The organism is Antarctobacter sp., from assembly GCF_048262615.1.
Lineage (GTDB): Bacteria > Pseudomonadota > Alphaproteobacteria > Rhodobacterales > Rhodobacteraceae > Antarctobacter.
In genome coordinates, this window is the sequence record NZ_JBLXFB010000001.1 from 288124 (window position 1) to 314786 (window position 26663).

Consider the following 26663-nt stretch of genomic DNA (forward strand, 5'->3'; position numbering starts at 1 on the left):
CCTGAGACGAAAAGGGCCGCGCGGTTGTCCGCGCGGCCCTTGGGGAGGCGCCTTGTCAGGCCTTGATCCCGAACTTGTAGATCTGGGGCAAGTCGGCGATGTGCTTGTCCACCCCGACAAGGTTGTCCCTGTGGTGGCGGATGGCGGTGCGCCAGTAGGGCTGAACCGTCACGCCTTCGTCGATCATGATCGCCTGAAGTTTCGCCATCACCGCGCGGCGCGCATCGGCGTCCGCGATGGAGTTGGCCTCTGCCAGCAGCGTATCGAACTCTTCGTTGGCAAACCCGGATTCGTTCCAGGCCGCGCCCGATTTGTAGGCCAGCGCCAGAACCTGTGTGCCCAGCGGGCGGTGGTTCCAGTTGGTCGACGAGAACGGGTACTTGGTCCAGTCGTTCCAGAAGGTCGAACCGGGAAGAACCGTGTGTTTGGCCTTGATGCCGGCATCGTTCAACTGCGCCACCAGAGCGGCGGTGGTGTTGCGGCGCCAGTCGTCGTCGATCGACTGCACCTCATGCTCGAAGTCTTCCATGCCCGCTTCTTTGATCAGCTCAAGCGCCTTGGCCGGATCATAGGGAAGGCGTGTCACCGACGGGTCATGTTCCGGGTGCATGGGACCGACGTGGCAGTTGTCGGCGACGATGCCGTAGCCCGCCATGCCCAGTTCAAGGCAGACGTTGTTGTCGACGGCCATGGCCAGCGCCTGACGGACGCGTTTGTCACCGTAGATTTTGTTGCCGTCGGCGTCTTCGGCCAGCTGGTTGGGACGGATCACAATGGTAAAGCCCGAGGGGATCTCGGAGCGTTCCAGGCCCAGGCTGTCGAAGATGTCGACAAACTCGCCGACCGACTCCCAGTTCATGTCGATCTCTTCGGCCTCGTAGGCGGCGATGAACGCAGCCGGATCTGTGCCGTAGTCGATGAACTCGATGCGGTCGATGTAGCCACCTTTTCCAGCGGCATAGCCCCACCAATCATGGCCTTCATTCCGGACCAGCACACCCTTGACGCCGACTTCGTGGCTTTCGGGTAGCATGAAACCGGTGCCGATCGGGTTAGCCAGCATGTTGTTCGCGTCGTGGCTGCTGTGGACGATGGCGGCAGGATAGTCGGCCATGCCCGGAATCAACGAGATGTCGGGCACGTTTGCCGTCAACTTGACCGTGTGGCTGTCGACAACGGTGATCGCGCCGTCCGAGGCTTTCTTGGTGGTTTCGTCGATCAGCGACCCCATGCGCGCGGCCATCGAGTTGCCCTCGACCTCGCTCTCACACCACATGGCGATGTTGCGGGCCACGTCTTCGGCGGTAAAATCGTCGCCGTTGTTCCACTTGACGCCCTTGCGGACATGCAGCGTAAATTCGGTGGCGTCGTCATTCGCCTCCCAGCTTTCCAGCAGCATCGGCTCAAAGGAACCGTCGCTGTTGTACTCCACCAGATATTCCAGCCAGCCGGCGGTAAAGGTGGCGATCTGGGTCCAGTCGTAGGTGCGCGGATCTTTCAGGGCGCGCACTTCCATTTGATAGCGGATGGTGCCGCCTTGCTGGGCATGCGCCGCCGCTTCGGCGGGGCGCTGAAGGCCGCCAAGCATATAGGCCGCAGCCGAGGTCACGCCAAGCGCGGTTGTGCGTGCAAGGAACTCGCGGCGGTCAAGCAGGCCCTGCTTAAGTTCACGCGCGTACATTTTTGCAGCCGGGTGCACCCGTTGCAGGTTATCCATCGATGTCATTCTTGTCTCCCTGTGACACGTCTTGTTCAGCCGGGGGTCTCATTTCTGGCTCCTGAGCGGGTTTTTGTAATTCACCCTTCGGCCATGCCCCTCGCTGCATGTCATTCCGCACGAGAAGCCTTGCCCCGTCAACGCCCGCTTTCGCCCTTTTGGGGTCCGAAAGCGACATCGACCTTATTCAAAAGCGACATCGCCTGATGTGCAAGTCACTTCCAAGTCACCACTGTCGAATTTTCAAGGGTCTCACCCGGTTATCGTCGGCTTGTCGGGTGTTGGCTCGCCGCGCGCAGGGCGGACGGAGACTGCCCGGTGTGGCTCTGGATGAACCGGGTAAAATAGGCCGGAGAGGTGAACCCCAGCGACCGCGCCACCTCTTTTACCGCCGGCTTGGGGCTTTCCAGCGCAATCCGGGCGGCATGCAATTTGCGCTCTGTCAGGATGTCGGCGGCGGTTTTGCCGCAACAGACCCGACAGACGCGGCTGAGATGGGTCGGCGTGACGTCGAGGGACTCGGCATAGTGTCCCATGACCTGCGGCTTGCGAAAATCCTGCGACACGGCCCGCGCATAGCGCCGCACCAGCCGCTGCGCGGCGCTTTCGGGCGGAGAATCAGCCGTGCCCGCTTGAATCTGGCGCTGCAACCAGACGGCGATCAGGCCAACATGCGCGGACAGCGCCTCTTGCAGCATGGCGCGGTTCTGCATCATTTCGCGGTTCATCGCGTCGATGGTGCCGGTCAGCTCTGCCTGAGCAAGGCTTTCACGCACCCGCAACAACACCGGCGCATGCGGCAGGTAGGGGCTCAGCCCCGAGGGGCTTTGCACCATCAGCGCCTGTGTGCCTTGCTGCATGTCGATGGCAAACAGTGTGCCAGCGGGCACAAACAGCGCATTGTTCACCGAGATTCCGCGACGGATGCCGTTCACCACGACGCGGCCCTGACCCTTTGTCACCCAAAGCACAACGTCGTCTTCGCGGTCGTGCAGCAGCGTGAACTTCCACGGTGCGCCTTGCAGTTCCATCGCGTAAGAGCCGCTGCGCACAGGTCCCTTGGGCTTGGGCGGTGCGGGCGGCATCGGGGTCCTGAGAAAGCCGGGCCGCGACATCAGGCCAGTATCTCTGCGGTCAGTTGGGTCCATTGCCCCATCCGGGCGCGGAACCATGTGCGCTGGCGCTTGGCGAATTGGCGGGTCAGGATCGTGGCGCGCTCGATCGCGCGGTCAAGTGGGATTTCGCCGTCCAGATAGGCCATCAGTTCCGCCGCCCCTATGGCCTTGGCAGAGGGGCGGTCCGGGGTCCATCCGGGGCGATTGGCGCGGGCCTCGTCCAAGGCGCCGCTCTCGATCATCTTGCGGAAACGGCTCTCGATCCGGGGGGTGAGCCAGTCCTTGGGGGCATCGACGACAAAGGCAGCGGCGCGGTCCAGCGGCAACAGCGGCGGCGGCGTCTCATCCTGCCACGCGGCAATTCCGCGTCCGGTGGCGCGCAGCACCTCCCACGCGCGGGCCACACGGGCCGGATTGCGCAGGTCGATGCGGGCGGCGGTCCCGGCGTCCAGGTCCGCCACCATTGCAGCCAGACCGCGCGATGCCAACAGCGCCTCGCCGTCGGCCCGGATCTGTGGCGGAGTGGCGGGGATCCGGGCCAGTCCTTCGGTCAAGGCCGTCAGGTAAAGCCCCGTACCACCGGTGAAAATCGGCCGCTCTGTTCCGGGAAGAAGCGCGGCCACCTCGCGCAGCCAGTCACCCACGCTATAGGTCTGCTCGCCGGGGATATGGCCATATAGCGCATGCGGCGCGCGCGCCTCTTCCTCGGGCGATGGTCGGGCGGTCAGTACGCGCCAGTCGGCAAAGACCTGAATCGCATCGGCGTTGACGATCACGCCGCCCTGCGCCTCGGCGATGGCCAGCGCCAGCGCGGACTTGCCGCTTGCCGTTGGCCCCGCGATCAGCACAGGCCGATCCGGCGCGCAAGAGGCAAGGCATGCCTCGATTGCCGATTTGTCACGCATTGCGCAGCCTGTCCCGGTGTCCCGTGACAGAGCCCGCTGGACCATTGCAGCCCAGGTGGTTTTCCGCCACATATGCGCGCGATCATATCCCCCCCACGACGGAGCGCAACATGACCGAGGCCAGCATCCCGCAAACCACCTACAAGCGTGTCATGTTGAAGATTTCCGGCGAGGCGCTGATGGGCGATCAGGGCTTTGGCCTGCATCCGCCGACCGTGCAGCGCATCGCCCGCGAGGTGAAATCGGTGCAGGAAATGGGCGTCGAGATCTGCATGGTGATCGGCGGCGGCAATATCTTTCGCGGGCTGGCCGGTTCCGCGCAGGGGATGGAACGCACCACTGCCGACTACATGGGCATGCTGGCCACGGTGATGAACGCGCTGGCGATGCAATCGGCGCTGGAAGGTGTCGGCGTCTTCACCCGCGTGATCAGCGCGATCCGCATGGACGAGGTGGCAGAGCCCTACATCCGCCGCCGCGCCGTGCGCCACCTTGAGAAAAAGCGGGTCTGCATCTTTGCCGCCGGCACCGGCAACCCGTATTTCACCACCGACACCGCGGCGGCGTTGCGCGCCAATGAGATGGCCTGCGAGGCGATCATCATGGGCAAGAACGGCACCGACGGGGTTTATGACAGCGACCCACGCACCAATCCCGATGCGAAACGGTACGATCAGGTGACATTTGACGAGGTTTTGTCGAAGAACCTCAAGGTCATGGATGCCTCGGCCATCGCGCTGGCGCGGGACAACGACATGCCGATCATCGTGTTCTCGCTGGATGAGCCGGGCGGGTTTCGCGGTATCCTTGCCGGGCAGGGCACGTATACACGGGTCTGCGAAAAAGCGCCGCGCGCGCAGTTGGACAAGCCCGGACCGGCCCCGGCCTGAGACGCCGCGCTGCCAATCCGACATGTACCGGCGACGCGCGTTCGGCGGCGCCGTTACTCCGCCTGTCTGACAACGACCGGGACCGGACGGCGCCGGGGTGGGCCAAACCCGACTTAGCCCGCCCGGTGCCGTGCCGGAATGTGCGGTAGAAATTTTTCTGTTTTCGCAGCAATCATTTGGTGGCCTGCATAGGTTGCAGGCGATCAGGACCGGGTCGGCACCCCGCTCCGGTCCGGCATGACGGTGCGGTGTCGGCATTTTGGTCTTGTGCCGTTGCACGTGGCGCGACCCGGAAGCCCGCGCCGCACGGTCTGGCCAGCACGGCGATGGCCTGAGCGTCTGTTTATCCCGCCCGCCGTGCGCGCCGCTGACTGCGGGGCGGTGCACCAAAGCGTGCGCGGTAACTGCGGGTAAAGGCAGAGGGGGAGGCAAAGCCCGCAGCCCGCGCGACCTCTTGCACGGATAGTTCGGTTGTCGAGATCAGTTGTGCCGCCCGGTCCAGCCGCAGCCCGGTATAGATTTGTACCGGGGTCAGGCGCAGCGCCTTGCGGCAGCGCAGGCGCAGCTGCTTCGGGCTCAGCTCCAGTTCGGCGGCGACCCGCTCGACCGGAATTGGCGTTTCGATATGCGCGGCCATGATCGCCTGCATCCGGTCCAGCAGGGGATCGACGGCCTGCACCAACCTTTGCTGCGCCCCTGCCTGACCGATGCGACCGTGCGCCAGAGACTCTGCCACCCGCGCGGCCAGCGACGGGCTGTGCGCGCGCGCGATCCAGGCCAGCACCGCATCGCCGGTGGCCATGCCACCCGCCGTGGTCAACCGCTGCCGGTCACAGGAAAACGTGCCCTCTGTCAGGGCGATGTCGTCACAGTCCGGAACCAGATCCGCCAGGGCCGCCTGATCCAGAACCGCCGTACGCCCGGACAGAAAGCCCAGTTTGGCAAGGATCAGGCCACCGCCGTCCAACCCGCCCAGCGTGGCCCCCGTGGCATCGGCGCGGTTGAGAAAGGCGCGCAGGCCCATGGGCAAGCAATTCAGCGGATCCCGCCCCGCACAAAGCAGCACAAGGTCAAACCCCTGCGCGCCATGCCAGTCAGGCTGATCGCCACGCAGGGGCGTACCATCGGCGGCCGCGACCGGCGCGCCCGCCACCGTCCGTGTCTGAAACGTGAAAAGCTGCTGGCCCGCGCAATCGTTCGCCAGATGCAGCACCTCGCGCGCCAGCACATAGGTCAGCATCGGAAAGCCGGGAAAGAGGATCAGGCAAACATGCATACACGACGGACCCATTTGGCGGAACGCCGATGGTTTTGTCACGGCGGGGTTAAGGATCGGTTGCATGGGCCGACCCGCCCGCACCGGCTTCTCTGGTCAAGGATGATTGATCTGCGGTAAAGGTCGGGCTAACCAGTGCTACCCGAGCACAATTGATCAACGAGGGGCCAAGATGTCCGAAGATTTCGAACTCGATACCGCCGATCTGTCGCGCCGCATGGATGGCGCCATGGCTAACCTGCGCACGGAATTTGCGTCGCTGCGCACCGGACGCGCCTCGGCCTCGATGCTGGAGCCGGTTCAGGTGGACGCCTACGGCCAGATGACCCCGATCAATCAGGTCGGCACCGTCAACGTGCCCGAACCGCGCATGGTCACCATCAACGTCTGGGACAAGGGTCTGGTGGGCAAGGTGGAAAAGGCGATCCGCGAATCCGGCCTTGGGATCAACCCGCAGCTTAACGGCACCATCATCATGCTGCCGATCCCCGAGCTGAACGAGGAGCGCCGCCGCGAACTGGGCAAGGTTGCCGGGCAATACGCCGAGCACGCCCGTGTCTCGATCCGCAACGTGCGCCGCGACGGTATGGAGCAGATCAAGAAGGCCAAGAACGACGGCATGAGCGAAGACGACCAGAAACTCTGGGAGTCCGAGGTGCAGGACATGACCGACACCTATATCAAGAAGGTCGACGAGGCGCTTGAGACCAAACAAGCGGAAATCATGCAGGTCTGAGCCACGGGCGACAGGGTGACAGGGCAGCAGGGCGGCACCGGCGAGACGCCGGACCCTTGGTGCCGCTTAAAAAGACGGCATGGCGCGGTGGACCGTTGCCTTGTGGCCGCAAAGGTCCGCTTGCGACGCGCCATCGCCACACTGTCGCCTTTCGCCACCGGCACACAGGGCTTAACCATGTGCCGGTATCGTTGCTTTGGAACGGCGGACATGTTGAATTAAGCGTGTAAATGCCGCGCATTTCGTCTTGGAAGGAAATTTGATGGCCAGACCGATGCTGGACACGATTGGTCCGAAACACGTGGCCATCATCATGGATGGCAACGGACGCTGGGCGACGATGCGCGGGCGGCCGCGTCTTTTCGGGCACCACGCCGGTGCGCGCCGCGTCCGCGAAGTGGTGGAGGCGTGCCCGGATTTCGGCGTCAAGTACCTGACGATATTCGCCTTTTCCACCGAGAACTGGAAGCGCACGCAGGTCGAGGTCGCGGGCCTCATGAGCCTGTTCCGGCGCTACATCATGAAAGAGATGCAGGCCTTTGTGAAAGAAAACGTGCGCGTGCGTTTCATCGGTGATCGCGTTCGACTGGACGCCAAACTGCGCGCCCTGATGGACGAGGCCGAGGATTTCACCAAACATTGCACCGGCGTCAATCTGACGATTGCGTTGAACTACGGCGGTCGCGATGAGGTGGCGCGCGCTGCGCAACGGCTGGCGTTCGATGTGAAAGAGGGCAAGCTTGACCCCTCGGACATCGATCTGGAAACCCTGCCGCGTTACCTTGATACCCATGTCTTGCCCGACCCCGATCTGGTGGTCCGCACCAGCGGAGAGGCGCGGATTTCCAACTTTCTGCTCTGGCAGTCGGCCTACGCGGAATATGAATTTGTCGATACGCTCTGGCCCGACTTCGGGGCCGAGGAACTGGGGCGTCTCTGCGCCAAGTTCGGGCAGCGGGACCGCCGTTTCGGTGCTGTCAAAGCATGAGTGACAAGTGGCGTGACCTGCGCGTTCGCGGCTTGTCCGCGGTTGTCATGCTGGCCGTCGCGGTGGGCGCATTCCTTGCGGGGCCGGGGGCCTTTCAGTTTCTGATCGCGGGTGTGACCGGGGTGATGATCTGGGAAATGTGCAACCTGCTGAAACCCCGCCACCGGGCCTTGCCGGTTGTCGCCGGCGTGGCGGTCACGGCGATGTTCATCTGGATCTTCCGGCTGGGCAGGGCGGATGTGCTGGAAAGCGCTCTGGTGCTCTTGGGCCTGTGCATCTTTTTTGCGCTGCTTGCGGGGCGCGGTTGGTGGATCGGCTTTCTGTATGGCGGCGCGGTCTTGTTATCCGGCCTGTGGCTGGCGGCTTTTGCGGCGCTGCAACCGGGGTTGATCCTGATGCTGTTGGGGATTGTCATCCTGACCGATATCGCCGGGTATTTCGCCGGGCGCGCATTGGGCGGGCCCAAGTTCTGGCCGCGTGTCAGTCCGAAAAAGACATGGTCCGGGATTGTGGCGGGCTGGATTGTGGCGGCGATCCTTGCCGGGAGCCTTGCGGTGAACGCCGGTCTGCCGGTCACGATTGTGCTGACATGGTCGGTGGCGGCGATGTTCCTGTCGCTGGCCTCACAACTGGGGGACATCGCCGAAAGCGCGATCAAGCGTCGGGCGGGCGTCAAGGACGCCTCGGACCTGATTCCGGGTCATGGCGGTTTTCTGGATCGGTTCGATGGCATCGTCGGCGCGGCCACGCTGTTCATGGTCCTGAGTCTGTTGGGGACGCTGTGAGCCGCCGCATTTCTATCTTCGGCGCAACCGGATCGATCGGCCAAAGCACGATTGACCTGATTGCGCGGGACCGCGATGCCTATCGGACCGTTGCACTGACAGGCGGCGCGAACATCGGCCTACTGGCACGGGATGCCCGCGCCTTGGGGGCCGAAATTGCCGTCACCGCGCATCAGGACAGGCTGGAGGATCTGCGCGCCGCTCTTGCGGGTAGCGGAATAGAGGCCGCCGCCGGACGCGCCGCGCTGGTCGAGGCCGCGTCCCGGCCTGCCGATTGGGTCATGTCGGCAATCGTTGGCGCTGCCGGGCTGGAGCCGGGCCTGCGCGCGTTGCAGCAGGGGGCGACGCTGGCGCTGGCCAACAAGGAAAGCATGGTCTGCGCCGGTCCATTGATGCTGCGCACCGCGCGGAAACACGGGGCGCACATCCTGCCGGTAGACAGTGAACATTCGGCGGTTTTTCAGGCCCTGATCGGTGAAGATCTGGCGGCGGTCGAGCGGGTCATCATCACCGCAAGCGGGGGGGCCTTTCGCGACTGGCCGCTGGAGGATCTGGCCCGTGCCACGCCGGAACAGGCGGCCACGCATCCCAATTGGTCCATGGGGCAGCGCATCACCATAGATTCCGCGTCCATGTTCAACAAGGCGCTGGAACTCATTGAGACAAAAGAGTTCTTTGGCCTCGATCCTGCAAAGATCGAAACCGTCGTGCATCCGGAATCAATGATCCACGCGCTGGTGGGGTTCGCGGACGGTGCGCTGATGGCGCATGTCGGCCCGGCGGACATGCGCCATGCCATCGGCTTTGCCCTGCACCACCCGGAACGCCGCGCACTTCCGGTGGAACGGCTGGATCTGGTCAAGCTTGGGCAGTTCACCTTTCGCGCGCCCTGCGAGACGCGCTGGCCCGCGCTGCGTTTGGCGCGCGAGGTCATGATGGCGGGCGGGCTGATGGGCGCGGTTTTCAACGCCGCCAAGGAACGGGCGCTGGATGCCTTCATCGATCACCGGATTTCCTTTCCGGGCATGGCGGGCGTTGTCGAAGAGGTCTTGGCCAGCCTTTCGTCCCATGCGGGTCACAATGACGCCGGGATTACACTTGATATGGTGGCCGAGGCGGACCATCTGGCACGCATAGCGGCCGACGCGGTCATGCAACGAAAAACCTGGTAAGGGGAGCCCGCAGCTTGGACCCGATGACATTCATACCGCAGTTCGGCGGAGCCCTCTGGACCGTGATCTTTTTCGTGGTCGCGCTTTCGGTGATCATCGCGGTGCATGAATACGGGCACTACATCGTCGGCAAGAAATCCGGCATTTTCCCCGAAGTGTTCAGCCTCGGCTTCGGTCCGGTCATCTGGTCGCGCGTCGACCGGGACGGCACCAAATGGCAACTCGCGGCGATTCCCTTTGGGGGCTACGTCAAGTTCCGGGGCGACGCCAATGCCTCTGGCGGCATCGACGAAGAGGCCGTTGAGGGGCTGAGCAAGGACGAGATGCGCAGCACCATGTCCGGCGCGCCGCTCTGGGCGCGCACGGCGACGGTGGCGGCGGGGCCTTTGTTCAACTTTGCCCTGTCGATCCTGATCTTTACCGGCGTCATCATGTTCCGGGGCGAACTGGCCGAACCTTTGACGGTAGGGGATTTGCGCCCGCTTCCTGTGCAGCAGGAACTTCAGTCCGGCGACCGAATCCTTGCCATCGAAGGCAGCCAACTGCCCGATTCCGAAGACCGGGCCGTTTTGGGGGCCTATTTCGACGCGCTGCCGCATCAGCCGACGCTGGACTATACCGTCGACCGCGACGGGCGCGAGATCACCGTAGCCGGGCCTTTTACCTATCCGCCGCTGGCGACACAGATTGCGCCGCGCTCTGCCGCCGGTGATGCCGGTCTGCGCGCCGGTGACGTGATCACCGCCGTGGACGGCGAGGAAATCTATGCCTTTGAGCAACTCAAGGACCGGGTCGAGGGATCAAAGGGCGCGACCCTGCAACTGACCGTTTGGCGCGATGGCGCGGTTCTGGACAAGGAAATGACCCCGCGCCGGGTGGATGAGCCGCAGCCGGGCGGCGGGTTCCAGACCTTTTACCGGATCGGAATCGTCGGTGGCGTTGCCTTTGAACCGGCAACAGAGGCGACGGGAATCGGCTCTGCTCTGGGATCGGGGGTCACGCAGGTGGGCCGGATCATCGAAGGATCCCTGTCGGGCCTGTGGCACATGGCCACCGGGGCGATCAGCACCTGCAACCTGTCGGGGCCGATTGGAATCGCCGAAACCAGCGGCGACATGGCCAGCCAGGGCACGACCAATTTCATCTGGTTCATCGCGGTCCTGTCGACGGCTGTGGGCCTTTTGAACCTGTTCCCGGTCCCTGTGCTGGACGGCGGGCACCTTGTTTTCTTTGCCTATGAGGCCGTGTCGGGCCGTCCGCCCAGCGATCGCGCGCTCAAGGTGCTGATGTCGATCGGGCTGACTGTTGTGCTTTCGTTGATGGTCTTCGCACTTTCCAACGATTTGTTCTGTCCTTGACATAAATTCTCGCGGACAGCGTCAAATTCCTGCCTGAATCATCCGCCATACCAAGGCTGCACTGACGCAACCGAGGACCGATTCCATGCACACGATTCACGCGGGCTACCGCAGCATGAGCTTGCTGGTGACCATTAACTGGGACCGGCTGCTGTATATCTCCACCATCGTCTTCGCCTTGTTTTTCGGGGGATGGCTGGGCCTGATGATGCACTAGTCGCTGTCAGGCGACAGTCGGCCAAATTCGCGCCTTCGGGCTTTTGACAAGCCACCGCATTCCCGATACCTACGACTCCGGGATGTCAAAGTGGATTGCGATGATGGCAAAGGTCATTTCCGCGCGTAAAGCGCAGGGCCGTGCAACGGGTTTTCACGTCGTGAACGCGGGGAGGGCTGTTGCCCTGACCTTCGCCGTCGCGATGGGGGCAGGGGTGGCCACCATCCCTGAAGTTGCCTTCGCGCAAAGCTATGTTTTCAACTCCGTCTCGATCGAAGGCAATCGCCGGGTCGAGCCGGGTACGATTCTGTCCTATGCCGGCATCGCCCGTGGCGATCGCGTTTCGGCGGCGGAACTGAATGATGCCTACCAGAGAATCCTTGGCTCCGGTCTGTTCGAGACCGTCGAGATCATCCCGCAAGGATCGCGTCTGGTCATCCGCGTCGTCGAATATCCGACCATCAACCGCATCGCCTTTGAGGGCAACAAGCGGATCAAGGATGAGGATCTGGCGAAGATCGTGCAGTCGCAGTCGCGCCGCGTGTTCAGCCCGCGTGTGGCCGAGGCCGACGCACAGGCCGTCAGCAAGGCCTATGAGGTGCAGGGCCGTCTGGCGGCGCGTGTTTCGCCCAAGGTCATCCGTCGCAGCGACAACCGCGTCGACCTTGTGTTCGAGGTCTTTGAGGGCGGCGTCGCCGAGGTGGAGCGCATCGGCTTTGTCGGCAACGGGCAATACTCCGACCGGCGTCTGCGCCGCGTGCTGGACACCAAACAGGCGGGCCTGCTGCGCGCTGTGATCCGCAAGGATACCTTCATCGAAGACCGCGTGGAATTCGACAAACAGCTTTTGCGCGACTTCTACGCCTCGCGCGGCTATGTCGATTTCCGCATCACCGGGATCAACGCCGAACTCAGCCAGGAACGGGACGGTTATTTCGTCACCTTCAACGTTGAGGAAGGCCAGCAGTTCAAGGTCGGTGAGGTCTCTGTGACCTCTGATCTGTCAGAGGTCGATGCCGATCTGTTCGCCAGCAGGGTCCGTCTCAAGCGCGGCAAGGTCTATTCGCCCGCTCTGGTCGAGAATGAGATTGCCCGGCTTGAAAAACTGGCGGTGAACGAGGGACTGAACTTTGTCCGCGTTGAACCGCGCGTCACCCGCAACGACCGCGATCTGACGCTGGACATTGAGTTCCAGCTGGTGCGCGGCGAACGCATCTTTATCGAACGCATCGATATCGAGGGGAACACCACAACGCTGGACCGCGTCATCCGCCGCCAGTTCGAGGTGGTCGAGGGCGATCCGTTCAATCCGCGCGCCATCCGCGAAAGCGCCGAACGCATCCGCGCGCTTGGCTTCTTCAACAAGGCGGATGTGGATGCCCGCGAAGGGTCCAGCCCGCAGCAGGTGGTCATTGACGTGGACGTCGAGGAAAAGCCCACCGGCTCGATCAGCTTGGGTGGGTCTTATTCCACGGCGAACGGGATCGGCGTGACATTCGCCTTCTCCGAAAAGAACTTCCTCGGGCGCGGTCAGTCCTTCAGCTTCAAGATCAGCAACGCCGCTGAATCGCAGCAATACGGCCTGCGGTTCGCGGAACCGGGGCTGTTCGGGCGCGATCTGGCTCTGGGGTTCCAGCTGGGCTATTCGGAAACCGATAACCTGAACGCCGTGTTCGACACGGTGACCGGCATCTTCCAGCCGTTCCTCGAATTCCCGGTGGCGGAACAGTCGCGTCTGCAACTGCGGTACACGCTGGATTACGGCCACATTACCGGGGTTGATCAGACCGCCACCGACATCGGCGGCGTCGTCAAGGCCGAAGCGCTCGAAGGTGAGCGGTACGACAGTTCGCTCGGCTACACCTATATCTTTGATTCGCTGGCAAAAGGTCTGGACCCGAACACCCGCTACCGTTTCGAATTCGGACAGGACTTTGCGGGTCTTGGCGGCGACACCACCTTTGTCAGAACCAATGCCAAGGCCATTGCCCAGACCCGTGTCTGGAACGAGGAAGTAACCCTGCGCGCGACGCTGGAAGGTGGGGCGCTGACCTATTCCAAGGGCGACAGCCGGGTGACCGACCGTTTCCTGATCGGGCCGGACATCATGCGCGGCTTTACCTACGGCGGTATCGGCCCGCGTGAAATCGGCGGCAGTGTCGACGACTCGCTGGGCGGTAACTTTTACGCCGTGGCCCGGTTCGAGGCGGAATTCCCGCTGGGCCTGCCCGAAGAATACGGCATCTCCGGCGGCCTGTTCTATGACGTCGGGTCGGTCTGGGGGCTGAGCGACGCGACCAAGGCCAAGGCGACCGGCACGGTTGTCTCCACCGGCTTTGACGCCCGCCATGTCATCGGCTTCTCGATCTTCTGGGACAGCGCGCTTGGCCCGCTTCGTCTGAACTTCTCCGAGCCTCTGGTGAAGAGAAAGTATGACGAAGCGCAGAACTTCAACCTGACGATCTCGACGCAGTTCTGAGGCGGGCGTGCGACTGGCCGTCCGTCTTGCGATCCTGCTGCTGGGCCTTTGGGGCGCGGCAGCAGGCGCTCAGGGGCAGGGCAGCCCCTTTCTGACCGCTGTTCCCAAGACACCGATCCTTGTCATCGAGTTTGAGCGGGTCTTTTCCGAAAGCGCCTTTGGTCTGCGGGTGAACAGCGAGATCGAACAGGCGGGCCGGGCCATCGCCACCGAGAACCGCAGGATCGAGGCCGAACTGACCGAGGAAGAGCGCAGGCTGACCGACCTGCGCCCGACACTGGCCCCCGACGAATTCCGCAAGCTGGCCGATGCCTTTGACGAAAAGGTGCAGCTCTTGCGCGATGAACAGGACGCCAAGGCCCGCGCGCTTGGCGCCCGCACCGAAGAGGCGCGCCGCCGGTTCCTGACCGTCGCCCAGCCGGTGCTTGAGGGTCTGCTGCGCGAGGCCGGCGCGGCCCTGATCCTTGAACGGCGCACGGTGCTGGTGGCGGCGGATGCCATTGATATCACCGACCGCACCATCGCGCGCATCGACGCCCAGATCGGCGACGGCGCGCCCGAAGATCCCGCGCCGGATCCGGCACCCCAGGTGCCGGAGATGCAACCCGACCCGCAAGAGTGAGCCCGCGCTTGCCCCCGCCCGCCGCCGTTGCTAGGGGTTACGCCAAATCTTGAAGGGAGCCCGCCCATGACCGACACGCTTCTCAGCGCGGACATCCAGTTGATCCAGCGCATTCTGCCGCACCGGTATCCGTTCCTTCTGGTCGACCGGGTCGAACAGATCGACGGCACGCAGTCGGCCATCGGGATCAAGAACGTCACCATGAACGAGCCGCATTTTCAGGGCCATTTCCCCGGCCTGCCGATCATGCCCGGCGTGACCATCGTCGAGGCCATGGCCCAGACCGCCGCCGTCATGGTGGGGACCGCGCTGGATATGGCCGACAAAGAGATGAAGGTCTATTTCATGGCCATCGACAAGTGCAAGTTCCGCCGCAAGGTTGTGCCGGGCGATCAGCTCAAGATGCGGCTGACCACCCTGCGTGGCAAACCCGGCGGCAAGGTCTGGAAGTTCAGCGGCGTGGCCGAGGTTGAGGGGGACATGGCCGCCGAGGCGGAGTTCACCGCCATGATGGACCTGCCGTCTTGATCGCGGACACGGTGATCCACCCCGCCGCCGTTGTCGAGGATGGCGCGCAGATTGGTCAAGGCTGCGTGATCGGCCCATTCTGCCACATCGGGCCAGAGGTCGTGCTGCACGACCGGGTCGAACTGAAAAGTCATGTGGTTATCACCGGCAAGACAGAGATCGGCTCTGAAACGGTGATCTTTCCTTTCGCGGTGATCGGGGAAATCCCTCAGGATCTGAAATTCCGGGGTGAAAAGACCAGCCTCGTGATCGGTGAACGCAACCGCATCCGCGAACATGTCACCATGAACACCGGCACTGAGGGCGGCGGCGGCGTGACCCGTGTGGGCAACGACGGGCTGTTCATGGCGGGCTGTCACGTGGCGCATGACGTTCAGGTCGGCAACAACGTGATCCTCGTCAACAATGCCGCGCTCGCGGGGCATTGCGTGATCGAGGATGAGGTCATCATCGGCGGCCTGTCCGGCGTGCATCAATGGGTCCGGATCGGGCGCGGGGCGATCATCGGCGCTGTCACCATGGTCACCAACGACGTGATCCCGCACGGTTTGGTGCAGGGGCCGCGCGGCGTGCTGGACGGTCTGAACCTTGTCGGTCTCAAGCGGCGCGGCGTGGCCCGGTCCGACATCACCGCCCTGCGCGCCGCCTTTCAGATGCTGGCGCAGGGCGAAGGCGCGTTTCAGGACCGCGCGCGGCGGCTGGGTGATGAAACGCAAAGCGATTATGTGCGCGAGATTGTCGATTTCATCCTGGGCGACAGCGACCGCAGTTTCCTGACGCCGGGCTGAGCGGGCGATGCTGGCCTTGATCGCAGGCCGTGGAGCCTTGCCCGCCGCCGTGGCCAAATCCGTTTCCGGCGGCGTCGTGGTCTGCGGTCTTGAACATTGCCCTCCGGACCAGATAGAGGCCGATCACCTGTTTCGGCTTGAGCGGCTTGGCGGCTTGCTGGCATGGCTCAAGGCCCGGAACGTGACGCGGGTCTGTCTCTGCGGTGCCGTAACCCGCCCCGACCTGTCGCTGGCGCGACTGGACCTGCGCACCTTGCCGCTGGTCCCACGTATCCTGCGCGCGTTGCGACACGGGGACGACGGGGCCTTGCGCATTGCCATCGATATCCTTGAAAACGCCGGGTTCGCGGTGCTCGCCGCGCATGATCTGGTGCCCGATCTGTTGCCCGCGGCGGGTGTGCCAACAGTGGCCCAGCCAGACAATGCCGCAGTGCAGGCGGCCGGGATGGGCGACAGCGTTTCGGATCAACAGGCGCGGCGCGATCTGGGGCAGGCCTGCGTCCTCCGAGAAGGGAAACTGATCGCCACAGAAGACGAGGAGGGCACCGATGCCATGTTGCGGGGGCTGGGACCAGAGGCGCGGGGCGGCATGCTGTACAAGGCCCCCAAACCGGGGCAGGAACGCCGTGCCGATTTGCCGGTGATCGGCATCGGGACCGCCGAGGGCGCGATTGCCAGCGATCTTGCAGGGATCGTGATCGAGGCGCGCGGCGTCATGGTTCTGGACTTTGCGCAGGTTGTGGCGCTGCTGGATGCGGCCGGTCTGTACCTCTGGGTCCGCGAAAGGGGGGCGTGATGCGCGTGTTCATCACCGCCGGAGAACCCTCTGGCGACCGCCTTGGCGCAGCCCTGATGGCGGGGCTGAAGGAACTGGTGCCGGATGTCACGTTTCGCGGCATCGGCGGGCCGCTGATGCAGGCCGAAGGGCTGGACAGCCTGTTCGACATGGATGAAATCAGCATCATGGGGATCGGTGAGATCCTAAGGGAATACCGCCATCTCAAGGCGCGCATTCGCCAGACCGCCGACGCGGTGGTGGCTGAACGCCCCGACGTGCTGATCACCGTGGACCTGCCGGAGTTCAGCCTGCGTGTGGCGCGGCTGGTCAAGGCGGTGTCGGACGTGCGCGTGGTGCATTACGTGGCCCCCACTGTCTGGGCATGGCGTCCCAAACGGGCCGAGAAGATGGCCGCGCATGTGGATCAGGTGCTGGCCTTGCTGCCGTTTGAGCCGCCCTATATGGAGGCCGCGGGCATTCCCTGCGATTTCGTCGGGCATCCTGTGGTGATGGAGCCGCAGGCCAGTGCCGAAGACACAGAGGCGTTCCGCCTGCGGCACGGAATTTCAGGCGAGATGGCGTTGATCCTGCCCGGCTCGCGCCGGTCCGAGGTCAGCCGCCTGTTACCGGTCTTTGCGCAGGTTGCGCGGCTGCTGCACAGGGCGCGCCCGGACCTGCAACTGGTCATTCCCGCCGCTGCCCCGGTCGCGGCGACGGTGCGCGCGGCTGTGGCCACATGGCCCGGCGCGCCACTGGTGATCGAGCCTGCTCATGATCCCGGCGGGCTGGAAAAACGCGCGGCCTTTGGCGCGGCGGATGTGGCGCTGGCGGCGTCGGGGACGGTGTCGCTGGAACTGGCGGCGGCGGGCACGCCGATGGTGATCGCCTATGACATGAGCTGGCTCAGCCGCCAGATCATCGGTCGCATGTTGCGAGTGGACAGCGTGACGCTGGTCAGTCTGGTGTCCGAAACCCGCGTGATCCCCGAATTTATCGGGGCCAAGTGCCTGCCCGGTCCCATTGCCAAAGCGGTTACAGGGGTTCTGGACGCGCCGAAGGCGCAACAGGCGGCGATGGATCTGACCATGCAGCGGTTGGGCCGGGGCGGAGAACGCCCCGGTCTGCGCGCCGCCCGCGCGGTGCTGACCCGATTGCCGGGCGGCAAGCCGCTGCACTGATCCGACTCGAATGTGCCACGAAAACGGGCCGGAAACTTGCGTTTCCGGCCCGAAAATCAGTGTCGTGGACAAGGGGAGCTTAGAGCAACCCTTTGACCTTTTCCACAACCGCCTCGGCGGTGATGCCGAAATGCGCATAAAGTTCTTCCGCCGGCGCGGAGGCCCCGAACCCCTGCATGCCGACAAATTCGCCCTTGTCGCGCTTGCCGCGTTCCCCGAACAGCCAGCGGTCCCAGCCAAAACGGACCGCTGCCTCGACGGCGACGCGCACCGGACCACCGGGCAGGACGCGGCGGCGATAGCTTTCGTCTTGCGCCTCGAACAGTTCCCAGCAGGGCATCGACACAACCCGCGTGCCGATCCCTTGGGCCTGCAACAGGTCGCGGGCCGCCAATGCGATTGCCACCTCAGAGCCGGTTGCCATCAGGATCGCCTCGCGCTTGCCCTCTGCGTCGGCGAGCACATAGGCACCTTTTTCCGTCAGGTTGGCGTTCTTGTGTTCCAGCCGGACGGTGGGCAGGCCCTGACGTGTCAGCGACAGAACCGACGGCGTCGCGGTCTGGCGCAGCGCGATTTCCCAGGCCTCGGCGGTTTCGACCGTGTCGGCGGGGCGGAACACCAGCGTGTTCGGCGTCGCGCGCGAGATCGCAAGGTGTTCGACCGGCTGGTGAGTCGGGCCGTCTTCGCCCAGACCGATGGAATCGTGGGTCATCACAAAGACCGTGGGGGCCTTCATCAGCGCCGCCAGCCGCATCGCGGGGCGGGCATAGTCGGTGAAGGCCATGAAGGTGCCGCCATAGGGGCGCACGCCGCCATGCAGCGTCATGCCGTTCATCGCCGAGGCCATGCCGTGCTCGCGGATTCCGTAATAGATGTAACGGCCCTTGCGGTTGTCGGTGTCAAAGACGCCCAGATCGCCGGTCAGCGTGTTGTTCGATCCGGTCAGATCGGCCGAGCCGCCCAGCGTTTCCGGCATCACCGGGTTGATCACTTCCAGCGCCATCTCGGAGGCCTTGCGGGTCGCGACCTTGGGCGCGGTCTCCGAGACCTGCTTTTTCAGCGCCTTGATCACCGCCGACAGCTTTTTCGGGGCCTCACCCGCCATCACGCGGGTGAATTCCTTTTGGCGGCTTTCGCTGGCATCGCCAAAGCGGGTTTCCCACTCGGCACGATCCGCAGCGCCGCGCGATCCGGCCTCTTCCCACCAGGACTTGATCTCGGCGGGGATGTTGAACGGGGCCGAGGACCAGCCCCACGCCGCCTTGGCCGCGTCGTTCTGGTCACCGTTGGTCAGCGCGCCGTGACCCTTGGAGGTGTCCTGCGCCGCATGACCAAGCGCGATATGCGTCTTGCAGGCGATCATCGACGGCTGCGCGGTCTTCTTGGCCTCGGCGATGGCGGCGTCGATGGCCTCCGGGTCGTGGCCGTCGATTTCCTGTACGTGCCAACCGGACGCCTTGAACCGCGCGACCTGATCGGTGCGGTCCGACAGCGACACCTTGCCGTCGATGGTGATGTCGTTGTTGTCCCAGAAGACAATCAGATGTCCCAGCTCATAGCGGCCCGCAAGGCCGATGGCCTCTTGGCTGATGCCCTCCATCAGGCAACCGTCGCCAGCGATCACATAGGTGTGGTGATCGACCAGCTTCTTGCCAAATCGCGCGCGCAGGTTTTCCTCTGCGATGGCGAAGCCAACGGAATTGGCGATGCCCTGACCAAGCGGGCCGGTTGTGGTCTCGATCGCCTTGGCCATGAAGTTTTCCGGGTGACCGGCGGTCTTTGCGCCCATCTGGCGGAAGTTCTTGACCTGCTCCAGCGTGATCTCGGGATCGCCGCACAGGTACAGCAGCGCATACAGCAGCATCGAGCCATGGCCCGCCGACAGGATAAAGCGGTCACGGTCGGCCCATTCGGGCTGTGCGGCGTCGAACTTGAGGTGCTTCGAAAACAGCACGGTGGCGACGTCGGCCATGCCGATAGGCATGCCCGAGTGACCTGAATTGGCGGCCGCGACAGCGTCAAGCGCAAGCGCGCGGATGGCCGTGGCGCGCATCCAGTGATCCGGATTGCGGGTGCGAAGCTCTTGGATATCCACCGGGTTTCGATCCTCTGGCTGGGGGTTTTGCCGCGTCAATAGCAGCCACGCGGCGAAGTGCAAGCAATGCGCCGCGCCCAGCATGAAGGCCGCCGCCTAAGGCCTTGGAAGATAAGGGGGCGCATTTTCCTTTTTCGCTTGTTAAACTTTCCAGAACCCAACGTGTGGCGATTCGGTCCACAGGGAAAAGGCGCTCTGCGGGGGAAAGACCGCAGGGCCGGGCAAGAGGACGAAACAGGGCAGATGAGCCAGATCGAGGACTTGCAGGCGCGTATCACCCGCGCACTGGATCGTATCGGGCAGGGGATCGACGGGCTGAACCTCGACCCTGCATCAGAGGATTTCGCGGCATTGCGCGGACGGGCCGAGGCCGCCGAGCAAGAACTGGCCGAAACGCGAGAGGCCTTTGCCGCATCGCGCGAACAGGCCGAGGCCGATCTTGACGCCGCCGTGTCGGCGGTGCGGGCCGAGGCCGCCGAAGAGGTGGCGCGGATTCAGGCTGAGGCCAGCGCCCGCCTGCAAGCCGAGGCAGACGGGGCGGATACGCCCGAGGTTGCGGAACTGCGGGAGGCGCTCGAAGAAGAGCAGATGGCCAACGCGCAGCTTCAGGAACGTCTGCGATTGCTCAAGGCGCGGATGGCCGAGGCGGACACCGCCAGCGCCGAACCCGCCAAGACGCTGTCGATGGCGGCGCTGGATGCCGAATTGCAAAAGCTGCGTGCCGCGAATGAGGACCTGATGGCCAACAATGCCGCGCTGCGCGAGGCCAACGCGCAGGGCGTGGGCGAGCCGGAATTGATCAATCGCGGCATGGAGGCCGAACTGGAGGCGCTGCGCGCCGCCCGCGCCGCCGAAGCCGCCGAGGCGGGGGCCGTTCTGGACGCGCTGACACCGCTGTTGGCAGAGGCCGCAGAAGAAGGAAGGCCGGGATGAGCCAGATGGAAGTCGAAATCAAGATCGGCGGGCGCAGCTTTGAGGTGGCCTGCCAGCAGGGCGAGGAACAGTATCTCCTCTCCGCTGCGCAGCTTCTGGATACAGAGGCGCAGGTGCTGGTGACCCAGATCGGCCGGATGCCAGAGGCGCGGATGCTGCTGATGGCGGGGTTGATGCTGGCGGACAAGACCGCGGGCCTTGAAGAGCGGCTGCGCGAGACGCAGGACAAACTGAAGGCGGTTGAAGGCGAACTGGCCGAGGTCAAGGCACAGCCAGCGCCCGCGCCGGAAAAGGTCGAGGTGGCGGTGATCCCGGACGATCTGACCGATGCGCTGGCCGAAATCGCCGCCCGCGCCGAGGCGCTGGCCAATACCTTCGACGAGGCACAGGCCGGGTAGCAAGAGGAACGCCCCCCGCTGCAATGGCGGGCGGGGGGAGGGACCACGGGCCTAGCGCGCCAGTTCCCGGCTCAATGCCCGCCCCAGATCGACAAAACGCAGCATGTCGTCGGTGTCGCGCAGCAGGCCGGTCCGGCGCAGCCGCAGCCCCTCACGTCCCCGCGACACCACCGGTTGCATCGCCTCATTCAATCCGGCGCGCGCCTCGATCAGGTCGGCCATGTCGCGGACCGGCGCAAGCGCGTGTTCCTGGCCCGGTGTGGCGAACAGCGTGCCGGGACCCTCACCGGGAACGGCGCGCAGATCCGCCGCCTCTTCGCCCAACCCGCCGGTCATCCGGTTCAGCAGCATCTTTCCGATCATGCCGCCGCCGGTCTTGGCCAGCATTGTCTCAGCCATGGCGGCGGTTTTTTCCGGGATGTCCGGCCCCAGCAGCGCCAGCCCCTCGTCCAGCGCCAACCGGGGTTGGGTGAACTGGGACCAACGGCGCGTACTGCCCCCCTGCGTCCCGCCGGTATGGACATATTGCACCAGTTCCCAGCCCTCGGCGGGGTCTGAAATCACTGTCCGGCTGCCGCGCCCGCCGGAGGACGGGGTGTGGTGATGGGTCCAGCCCCGTTCGGCTGCAAACCGCGCCAACCGCTCGCGGCGTTGCGCGCCGCGCCTCAGGGCCAAGGCGATCAGTCCGGTCCCCAGAAAAGAGGCGAGGATCAGGACAGCGGCAACAAAAATCTCCATGACAAACCTCCGGCACGCAATCGTCGACAAAGAAATGGCGGGCAGGGAAACCTGCCCGCCATCACAATTTTTCCGACGCTTGCGCGCGGGTCAACCGTTGGCTTCGCGGATCTTGTCTGCGGCGTCCTTGTCGTAAGCGACGCCATTGGCCTCGAACAACTGGTCCAGTTCACCGGACAGGGTCATCTCGGTGATGATGTCGCAGCCACCGACAAATTCGCCTTTGACGTAAAGCTGGGGGATGGTCGGCCAGTCGGAGTAGTCCTTGATCCCCTGACGGATTGCATCGTCCGCCAACACGTTCACATCATTGTACTCAACGCCCATGTAGTTGAGCACGCCTGCCACGCGGCTGGAAAAGCCGCATTGTGGCATGGTCTTGTTGCCCTTCATGAAGAGCACGACATCATTGGCCTTTACGGTCTCGTCGATCTGGGTCTTGGCATCGCTCATATCTGTCTCCGTTTCCACGCCCGTCGGCGCATTTGTCTTTGGACCCGCCAAAGACGCGTCCCATGTCTGAGAAATTGCGGCAACCCGCAAAACAAAAGGGTGACCGCATCGTAAATTCCAAAGACCACATGCAGGAGCGCGTTCAGCACCCAGCCTGCGGCCTCGTCCATCAGTCGGGCGCTTTGGTCGTCAGGGCCAACGCGTGCAGCGCGCCGTCGGGGCCGTCCATCTTGCCCTTGAGCGCGCCGTAAACCGCCCGCTGCTGTTGCACGCGGTTCATTCCGCGAAAGCTTTCGTCGATGACAAGGGCCGACATATGGACCCCGTCCTGTCCATCGACAGAGATTTTGGCGTCGGGAAAGGACTGGCGCAGCAGGTCCTCAAGTTCCTTGGCATACATCGGCATGGGGCGGCTCCGCTCGTTTCGGTGTTTCCGACAGAAATAGGGTGTCATCCGGGGGCGTGCAAGCGGGGTGCGCCTGTGATCAGGCCGCCAGTTCGATCCAGACCGGCACATGGTCCGACGGTTTTTCACGGCCTCGGATGGCAGAGTCGATCTGGCAGTCGGTCATCAGGTCGGCGGCGGCAGGGGTCAGCAGCAGGTGATCGATGCGGATACCATTGTTCTTTTCCCACGCGCCGGCCTGATAGTCCCAAAAGCTGTAGTACCCCGGTGCCTGGGTGCGGGCGCGGAACGCCTCGGTAAAGCCAAGGTTCAGGATGCGACGAAAGGCGGCGCGGGTCTGCGGCAGATAAAGCGCGTCCTCTGTCCAGACCTCGGGGCGCGCCGCGTCCTCGGCCTGCGGGATCACGTTGTAGTCCCCGGCCATGAGCGCGGGCATTTCGTCGGCCATCAGGTCGCGCGCGCGGGCCTCCAGCCGGTCCATCCATGCCAGTTTGTAGTCGTATTTGGGGCCGGGAGTCGGGTTGCCGTTGGGCAGGTACAGGCCGCAAATCCGCACCGCCTGCGTGTCGCCCATGACCGTCGCCTCGATCCAGCGCGCCTGTTCGTCGCTGTCGTCGCCGGGCAGACCGCGCCGCACGTCCTCCAGCGGGCGCTTGGACAGGATGGCGACCCCGTTAAAGCTTTTCTGGCCGTGAGTTTCCACGTTGTAACCGCGTTCTTCGAACGGCTCGCGGGGGAAATTCTGGTCGATCGACTTGATTTCCTGACACAGCACCACGTCGGGCTGTGCCTCGTCCAGCCAGTCAAGGACGGCAGGCAGGCGGGCCTTGATGCCGTTGATGTTGAAGGTGGCGATCTTCATGGCGCGTTCTCCTGCCGGTTTGGGGGTCATGGATTGCAGGCAACACGGTTCCGGTCAAGCGCAGCGGAAAAAGGACAGAATTGTATCAGCTTGGTTGAGTTTTGTGACGCTGTTTCAACCTATTGGCGTCTGCGGCGTCACAAAACACGCTCTGGACCATATGTGATTCGGGGGCGATTCGCACAGTTTCGGGTTTGCAAAGCGCCGTTGCGTTGCAAAGTTTGAAACTATCCACAGGAAATTTGTTTCTGTGGATAAGTCGTATTGTGACGGGTTTCGAAACGGCTGCGCGAATCGAAATTGTGGATAAACCTTCTCTTAAACAACCTTAACAAGAATTAACTTTTTTGCAAACAGCTTTTGCGTGCAGATTTCAAGGGCATAGCAGCTCAACCTGGACAAGGAGCGACACCATGACTGCCCTCATCAAGATCCATAGCCCTGAAGAAATCGTTTCCAGCGCGGAAACGAGTGCCTTTGCCGGCGACGCCGTCGAGGCGTTCACCTCGTGGTCTGGCCCGGCCGAAGGCGATCTCTTCGCAGGCGGCTCCGTAGAAGCCTACACATCCTGGTCCGGTCCGACGACCGGCACACGCGAAACGGGCGATGCTGTCGAAGCATTCACCTCCTGGTCGGGTCCTGCAACTGCCGAGATGGATAGGGGTGGCCAGGTCGAGGCCTTCACCTCGTGGTCCGGCCCGGCGGCTGGCGACATTGATCGCGGCGACAATGTTCAGGCCTTCACAAGCTGGTCCGGCCCCGCCGCAGGCGACCGTGACACCGGCGACAATGTCGAGGCGTTCACCTCGTGGTCCGGCCCGGTGACCGGCGACGCCCAGCGTGGCGACAATGTTCAGGCCTTCACCAGCTGGTCCGGCCCCTCTGCAGGCGACCGTGAAACAGGCGACAATGTCGAGGCGTTCACTTCGTGGTCCGGCCCGGTGACCGGCGACGCCCAGCGTGGCGACAACGTGCAAGCCTTCACAAGCTGGTCCGGCCCCGCCGCAGGCGACCGTGAAACAGGCGATAATGTCGAGGCGTTCACCTCGTGGTCCGGCCCGGTGACCGGCAACACCGAAACCGGTGACAGCGTGCAGGCCTTCACCAGCTGGTCCGGCCCGACCCGCGCCTGATCCACAAGACCGATACCCGGGCGGGGCGGGGATGCTCTGCCGCAAAGCAGCAGGAGAGCCCAGCGATGAGCAATATCATCCAACTGACCGTCCCGTCCCGGATACCCCCACTGGAAGCGCGGATCACCGCGCTTCTGGGATCCTTCGCCGACCACCGCCGCACCGGCGATGACGTGTTCTGGCTGAAGGAAAACGCCGAACTGCTGAACATTCTGGAATGCACCGGCCAGAGCGTGGCGCCCGAAGCATTGGCACGGCACGCCGGGTTTTATGCCGACGCGGTGACGCGGCTGGAGTTCTTTCCGCAGTACTATCGCTTTATCCTGTCGCTGGCGCTGGATCTCGAAGATCTCGGGATGCCGGGAAACCAGGCCCAGAGGATGGTGGATTTCGCGGCCCGCGAAGGGCTGGCCGAGGCCGAGATTTCGGATCTGCAACGCGCCGAGGCGCGCCGTCTGATGACACGCCGGGGCATTGATCCGATCCGCGATGAGGGGCTGAACGACCGGCTGCGCGCCTTTTGCGCCCGCACCGCGACCTTTGCGCTGCCGAACAAGAAGGCCGCCTATGAGCTGACCCACATTGTCTATTACCTCTCGGAATATGGTCGCCGCGATCCGGGCCTGCCGGATGAGGCGATCCAAAGCCTGCATTTCGCCGGGCTGACCGCATTTCTGGATCAGAACGCTGACCTTGTGGCCGAGGTCTGCATCGCGCTGCACTATGCCGGTCAGACGCCGCCCGCCGTCTGGACCGCATGGCTGGAGCAGGAGACCGCCGCCTATGGGGTCACTGCCGATCCGGCAGGGTCGATCAATGACGATTACCACGAATATCTGGTGTGCAACTGGCATCAGGCCGTCATCGGCTCGGCACTGTTCCGCAAGCCGGTCTGTGATGAGCGCCTGCGCTTTCAAAGCGGCGCACGTGCCCAGACCGTCCTGCGTGAACTCAGTCAGGCGATCTACGGTCTTGACCAACGCTCGGGCGACTGGGGGCGGATGCGGCCACGGATGGAACCGGCGCTGTCGCCGCAGGCCCGTGACGTGCTGAGCGTCGCCGTCCAGTCGAGCGCGCTGTTCGACGCCTATTTCGAGGGCTTCGCCCGGGCAGGTCGGGCATGAACCGGCTTGTTCTGTCTGGTGCCACGGTGGGGGCGGCGCTGATCCTTGTCTATACCGGCATGATGGCCGCCGCGGACGGGATCACCAAATTCATCGCCGGTGGCTATGCCGCCCCGCAGCTTTTTGTGCTGTCCTCGGCGCTGGTCATGGCCTTTGCTCTGGCCGGGGCCAAGGCGCATGAGGCCGGACCCGGTCTGCGCATCCGGTCCAGAAAGGCGATGGCGATAAGATCGGTGCTGACGGTCATCGCCTCGGTCGCCTTCTTTCAGGCGTTCCGACTGTTGCCCTTTGCCGATGTCTTTCTCTTTATCGGCCTTATCCCCCTGATCGCCGCCGTGTTGTCCGGTCCGGTTCTGGGCGAGACACCGCGCCCCGCCGCATGGGCCGCGCTGGCGCTCGGGGCCGGAGGTATCCTGTTCCTGATGCCCGGCGGTGTTTCGAACGCACAAGCTGGCCATGCCTGGGCGCTGCTGGCCGCTGTCACGGGCTGCGGGTCCATGCTGGCCGCCCGTGTCATCGCCAAGGCGGAACGCGCGCCGCTGGCGCAGGTCTTTTGGCCCAATGCCGCGCTGATGGTGGCCATGGCGGTGGCCCTGCCATTCGTCTGGAAACCCATGACCATGATCGACATGGGCTGGGTCACGGCCTATGCCACCGCGCTGTTCGCGGCCCGCTACGTGGTGGCCGAGGCGCTGCGCCTGTTGCCCGCCTATGTCGCGACGCCGCTGATGAACCTGCAATTTGTCTGGATGGTGGTGATCGGCTTTCTGGCCTTTGGCGAGATCCCGACACTCGGCACATGGGCCGGTGTGATGCTGGTGGTGGGGTCGGGACTGTGGCTGATCCTTGAGGAACACCTTGGCCGCACACGGGTTATCCCTGCCGAGTGATCTTGCGCACCGAAAACATGACAAGGGCGCCCGGATGGGGCGCCCTTGTTGCGTTTTTTGCCGCTGTGGCGATGCGAATGCCCGCTAGGGGTGCAGGTC

27 protein-coding genes are annotated in these 26663 nt (G+C 64.0%); 18 read left to right on the plus strand and 9 right to left on the minus strand.

Translation table 11 applies throughout. The annotated features are described in order from the left end of the window. Positions 1-55: 55 nt before the first annotated feature. From ACN0S5_RS01405 to miaA, 3 genes are all read right to left on the minus strand, one after another. On the minus strand, positions 56-1726 hold the full coding sequence (locus ACN0S5_RS01405; protein WP_417205267.1) for an ABC transporter substrate-binding protein: 1671 nt from the start codon (positions 1724-1726) through the stop codon (positions 56-58). Between the two features lie 251 nt (positions 1727-1977). Continuing rightward, the gene (locus ACN0S5_RS01410) at positions 1978-2865 is read right to left on the minus strand and encodes an AraC family transcriptional regulator (protein ID WP_417205269.1); all 888 of its coding nucleotides are present in this window, start codon (positions 2863-2865) and stop codon (positions 1978-1980) included. Continuing rightward, complete coding sequence (miaA, locus tag ACN0S5_RS01415) at positions 2832-3737, minus strand: tRNA (adenosine(37)-N6)-dimethylallyltransferase MiaA (protein WP_417205271.1); 906 nt, start codon at positions 3735-3737, stop codon at positions 2832-2834. Before miaA ends, ACN0S5_RS01410 begins: the two co-directional genes overlap by 34 nt. A 110-nt stretch (positions 3738-3847) precedes the next feature. Between miaA and pyrH the strand changes: the two genes are divergently transcribed. Next, complete coding sequence (gene pyrH, locus ACN0S5_RS01420) at positions 3848-4627, plus strand: UMP kinase (protein WP_417205273.1); 780 nt, start codon at positions 3848-3850, stop codon at positions 4625-4627. A gap of 343 nt (positions 4628-4970) precedes the next feature. Here the strand turns inward: pyrH and ACN0S5_RS01425 are convergent, their stop codons facing one another. Continuing rightward, positions 4971-5969, minus strand: a complete 999-nt coding sequence (locus ACN0S5_RS01425; RefSeq protein WP_417205274.1) for a GlxA family transcriptional regulator — start codon at positions 5967-5969, stop codon at positions 4971-4973. Positions 5970-6075: 106 nt separating this feature from the next. On the opposite strand from ACN0S5_RS01425, the gene frr reads away from it, so the two are divergent. The 12 genes from frr (at position 6076) to lpxB (ending at position 17532) form a co-directional block, all read left to right on the plus strand. Continuing rightward, positions 6076-6639 carry a ribosome recycling factor gene (frr, locus tag ACN0S5_RS01430; RefSeq protein WP_323770250.1) on the plus strand — a complete coding sequence of 188 codons (564 nt, stop codon included), beginning with the start codon at positions 6076-6078 and terminating at the stop codon, positions 6637-6639. Positions 6640-6901: 262 nt separating this feature from the next. Next, positions 6902-7627, plus strand: coding sequence for an isoprenyl transferase (locus tag ACN0S5_RS01435; RefSeq protein ID WP_323770251.1), 726 nt, complete (start codon positions 6902-6904; stop codon positions 7625-7627). Then, on the plus strand, positions 7624-8412 hold the full coding sequence (locus ACN0S5_RS01440) for a phosphatidate cytidylyltransferase (RefSeq protein ID WP_417205276.1): 789 nt from the start codon (positions 7624-7626) through the stop codon (positions 8410-8412). Before ACN0S5_RS01435 ends, ACN0S5_RS01440 begins: the two co-directional genes overlap by 4 nt. Beyond that, positions 8409-9584 carry a 1-deoxy-D-xylulose-5-phosphate reductoisomerase gene (gene dxr, locus ACN0S5_RS01445; RefSeq protein WP_417205277.1) on the plus strand — a complete coding sequence of 392 codons (1176 nt, stop codon included), beginning with the start codon at positions 8409-8411 and terminating at the stop codon, positions 9582-9584. Before ACN0S5_RS01440 ends, dxr begins: the two co-directional genes overlap by 4 nt. Before the next feature lie 14 nt (positions 9585-9598). Further along, positions 9599-10942: an RIP metalloprotease RseP gene (rseP, locus tag ACN0S5_RS01450; protein ID WP_417205279.1), complete on the plus strand. Its 1344-nt coding sequence runs from the start codon at positions 9599-9601 to the stop codon at positions 10940-10942. Positions 10943-11027: 85 nt separating this feature from the next. Next, positions 11028-11159 carry a hypothetical protein gene (locus tag ACN0S5_RS01455; protein WP_281256095.1) on the plus strand — a complete coding sequence of 44 codons (132 nt, stop codon included), beginning with the start codon at positions 11028-11030 and terminating at the stop codon, positions 11157-11159. A gap of 82 nt (positions 11160-11241) precedes the next feature. Continuing rightward, positions 11242-13638 (plus strand): outer membrane protein assembly factor BamA, encoded by a 2397-nt coding sequence (bamA, locus tag ACN0S5_RS01460; RefSeq protein WP_417205281.1) that lies wholly within the window; start codon positions 11242-11244, stop codon positions 13636-13638. A gap of 7 nt (positions 13639-13645) precedes the next feature. Then, a complete protein-coding gene (locus ACN0S5_RS01465; RefSeq protein WP_417205283.1) occupies positions 13646-14260 on the plus strand; it encodes an OmpH family outer membrane protein in 615 nt (204 codons plus the stop codon). Positions 14261-14326: 66 nt separating this feature from the next. Continuing rightward, positions 14327-14788 (plus strand): 3-hydroxyacyl-ACP dehydratase FabZ, encoded by a 462-nt coding sequence (gene fabZ, locus ACN0S5_RS01470; protein WP_417205285.1) that lies wholly within the window; start codon positions 14327-14329, stop codon positions 14786-14788. Continuing rightward, complete coding sequence (gene lpxA, locus ACN0S5_RS01475) at positions 14788-15576, plus strand: acyl-ACP--UDP-N-acetylglucosamine O-acyltransferase (protein WP_417205513.1); 789 nt, start codon at positions 14788-14790, stop codon at positions 15574-15576. The genes fabZ and lpxA overlap by 1 nt, the downstream gene beginning before the upstream one ends. A gap of 7 nt (positions 15577-15583) precedes the next feature. Further along, complete coding sequence (locus tag ACN0S5_RS01480) at positions 15584-16372, plus strand: LpxI family protein (protein ID WP_417205287.1); 789 nt, start codon at positions 15584-15586, stop codon at positions 16370-16372. Next, positions 16372-17532 carry a lipid-A-disaccharide synthase gene (gene lpxB / locus ACN0S5_RS01485; protein WP_417205289.1) on the plus strand — a complete coding sequence of 387 codons (1161 nt, stop codon included), beginning with the start codon at positions 16372-16374 and terminating at the stop codon, positions 17530-17532. Before ACN0S5_RS01480 ends, lpxB begins: the two co-directional genes overlap by 1 nt. Positions 17533-17611: 79 nt before the next feature. On the opposite strand, the gene tkt is transcribed toward lpxB, so the two are convergent. Then, entirely contained in the window at positions 17612-19627 is a 2016-nt protein-coding gene (tkt, locus tag ACN0S5_RS01490; protein WP_417205291.1) for a transketolase, read from the minus strand. A gap of 243 nt (positions 19628-19870) precedes the next feature. Here tkt and ACN0S5_RS01495 point away from each other — a divergent pair, with 243 nt between their 5' ends. Both ACN0S5_RS01495 and ACN0S5_RS01500 read left to right on the plus strand, forming a co-directional pair. Then, on the plus strand, positions 19871-20560 hold the full coding sequence (locus tag ACN0S5_RS01495; protein ID WP_417205293.1) for a hypothetical protein: 690 nt from the start codon (positions 19871-19873) through the stop codon (positions 20558-20560). Further along, positions 20557-20958, plus strand: coding sequence for a cell division protein ZapA (locus ACN0S5_RS01500; RefSeq protein WP_417205295.1), 402 nt, complete (start codon positions 20557-20559; stop codon positions 20956-20958). Before ACN0S5_RS01495 ends, ACN0S5_RS01500 begins: the two co-directional genes overlap by 4 nt. Before the next feature lie 51 nt (positions 20959-21009). On the opposite strand, the gene ACN0S5_RS01505 is transcribed toward ACN0S5_RS01500, so the two are convergent. The 4 genes from ACN0S5_RS01505 to xth form a co-directional block, all read right to left on the minus strand. Then, the gene (locus ACN0S5_RS01505; RefSeq protein ID WP_417205297.1) at positions 21010-21696 is read right to left on the minus strand and encodes a hypothetical protein; all 687 of its coding nucleotides are present in this window, start codon (positions 21694-21696) and stop codon (positions 21010-21012) included. A 90-nt stretch (positions 21697-21786) separates the two neighbouring features. Then, on the minus strand, positions 21787-22149 hold the full coding sequence (gene grxD, locus ACN0S5_RS01510) for a Grx4 family monothiol glutaredoxin (protein ID WP_417205298.1): 363 nt from the start codon (positions 22147-22149) through the stop codon (positions 21787-21789). A 169-nt stretch (positions 22150-22318) separates the two neighbouring features. Further along, complete coding sequence (locus tag ACN0S5_RS01515) at positions 22319-22555, minus strand: BolA/IbaG family iron-sulfur metabolism protein (protein ID WP_089277755.1); 237 nt, start codon at positions 22553-22555, stop codon at positions 22319-22321. Positions 22556-22634: 79 nt separating this feature from the next. After that, positions 22635-23417 carry an exodeoxyribonuclease III gene (gene xth / locus ACN0S5_RS01520; RefSeq protein ID WP_417205300.1) on the minus strand — a complete coding sequence of 261 codons (783 nt, stop codon included), beginning with the start codon at positions 23415-23417 and terminating at the stop codon, positions 22635-22637. A 413-nt stretch (positions 23418-23830) separates the two neighbouring features. Between xth and ACN0S5_RS01525 the strand changes: the two genes are divergently transcribed. From ACN0S5_RS01525 to ACN0S5_RS01535, 3 genes are all read left to right on the plus strand, one after another. Next, positions 23831-24550: a hypothetical protein gene (locus ACN0S5_RS01525; RefSeq protein WP_417205302.1), complete on the plus strand. Its 720-nt coding sequence runs from the start codon at positions 23831-23833 to the stop codon at positions 24548-24550. A gap of 65 nt (positions 24551-24615) precedes the next feature. Then, the gene (locus tag ACN0S5_RS01530) at positions 24616-25674 is read left to right on the plus strand and encodes a DUF6902 family protein (protein WP_417205304.1); all 1059 of its coding nucleotides are present in this window, start codon (positions 24616-24618) and stop codon (positions 25672-25674) included. Next, positions 25671-26564, plus strand: a complete 894-nt coding sequence (locus ACN0S5_RS01535; RefSeq protein ID WP_417205306.1) for a DMT family transporter — start codon at positions 25671-25673, stop codon at positions 26562-26564. Before ACN0S5_RS01530 ends, ACN0S5_RS01535 begins: the two co-directional genes overlap by 4 nt. Positions 26565-26663 lie beyond the last annotated feature (99 nt).

What these genes read in the sequence shown, in the direction of transcription:
- frr (WP_323770250.1), top strand. Translation starts at nt 6,076, where the DNA reads ATGTCCGAAGATTTCGAACTCGATACCGCCGATCTGTCGCGCCGCATG.
- miaA (WP_417205271.1), bottom strand. Translation starts at nt 3,737, where the DNA reads ATGCGTGACAAATCGGCAATCGAGGCATGCCTTGCCTCTTGCGCGCCG.
- ACN0S5_RS01530 (WP_417205304.1), top strand. Translation starts at nt 24,616, where the DNA reads ATGAGCAATATCATCCAACTGACCGTCCCGTCCCGGATACCCCCACTG.
- ACN0S5_RS01440 (WP_417205276.1), top strand. Translation starts at nt 7,624, where the DNA reads ATGAGTGACAAGTGGCGTGACCTGCGCGTTCGCGGCTTGTCCGCGGTT.
- ACN0S5_RS01480 (WP_417205287.1), top strand. Translation starts at nt 15,584, where the DNA reads ATGCTGGCCTTGATCGCAGGCCGTGGAGCCTTGCCCGCCGCCGTGGCC.
- ACN0S5_RS01455 (WP_281256095.1), top strand. Translation starts at nt 11,028, where the DNA reads ATGCACACGATTCACGCGGGCTACCGCAGCATGAGCTTGCTGGTGACC.
- bamA (WP_417205281.1), top strand. Translation starts at nt 11,242, where the DNA reads ATGTCAAAGTGGATTGCGATGATGGCAAAGGTCATTTCCGCGCGTAAA.
- ACN0S5_RS01500 (WP_417205295.1), top strand. Translation starts at nt 20,557, where the DNA reads ATGAGCCAGATGGAAGTCGAAATCAAGATCGGCGGGCGCAGCTTTGAG.
- ACN0S5_RS01425 (WP_417205274.1), bottom strand. Translation starts at nt 5,969, where the DNA reads ATGCAACCGATCCTTAACCCCGCCGTGACAAAACCATCGGCGTTCCGC.
- ACN0S5_RS01410 (WP_417205269.1), bottom strand. Translation starts at nt 2,865, where the DNA reads ATGGACCCAACTGACCGCAGAGATACTGGCCTGATGTCGCGGCCCGGC.
- ACN0S5_RS01495 (WP_417205293.1), top strand. Translation starts at nt 19,871, where the DNA reads ATGAGCCAGATCGAGGACTTGCAGGCGCGTATCACCCGCGCACTGGAT.
- ACN0S5_RS01405 (WP_417205267.1), bottom strand. Translation starts at nt 1,726, where the DNA reads ATGACATCGATGGATAACCTGCAACGGGTGCACCCGGCTGCAAAAATG.
- pyrH (WP_417205273.1), top strand. Translation starts at nt 3,848, where the DNA reads ATGACCGAGGCCAGCATCCCGCAAACCACCTACAAGCGTGTCATGTTG.
- lpxB (WP_417205289.1), top strand. Translation starts at nt 16,372, where the DNA reads ATGCGCGTGTTCATCACCGCCGGAGAACCCTCTGGCGACCGCCTTGGC.
- xth (WP_417205300.1), bottom strand. Translation starts at nt 23,417, where the DNA reads ATGAAGATCGCCACCTTCAACATCAACGGCATCAAGGCCCGCCTGCCT.
- ACN0S5_RS01505 (WP_417205297.1), bottom strand. Translation starts at nt 21,696, where the DNA reads ATGGAGATTTTTGTTGCCGCTGTCCTGATCCTCGCCTCTTTTCTGGGG.
- ACN0S5_RS01535 (WP_417205306.1), top strand. Translation starts at nt 25,671, where the DNA reads ATGAACCGGCTTGTTCTGTCTGGTGCCACGGTGGGGGCGGCGCTGATC.
- ACN0S5_RS01435 (WP_323770251.1), top strand. Translation starts at nt 6,902, where the DNA reads ATGGCCAGACCGATGCTGGACACGATTGGTCCGAAACACGTGGCCATC.
- grxD (WP_417205298.1), bottom strand. Translation starts at nt 22,149, where the DNA reads ATGAGCGATGCCAAGACCCAGATCGACGAGACCGTAAAGGCCAATGAT.
- ACN0S5_RS01515 (WP_089277755.1), bottom strand. Translation starts at nt 22,555, where the DNA reads ATGCCGATGTATGCCAAGGAACTTGAGGACCTGCTGCGCCAGTCCTTT.
- fabZ (WP_417205285.1), top strand. Translation starts at nt 14,327, where the DNA reads ATGACCGACACGCTTCTCAGCGCGGACATCCAGTTGATCCAGCGCATT.
- ACN0S5_RS01525 (WP_417205302.1), top strand. Translation starts at nt 23,831, where the DNA reads ATGACTGCCCTCATCAAGATCCATAGCCCTGAAGAAATCGTTTCCAGC.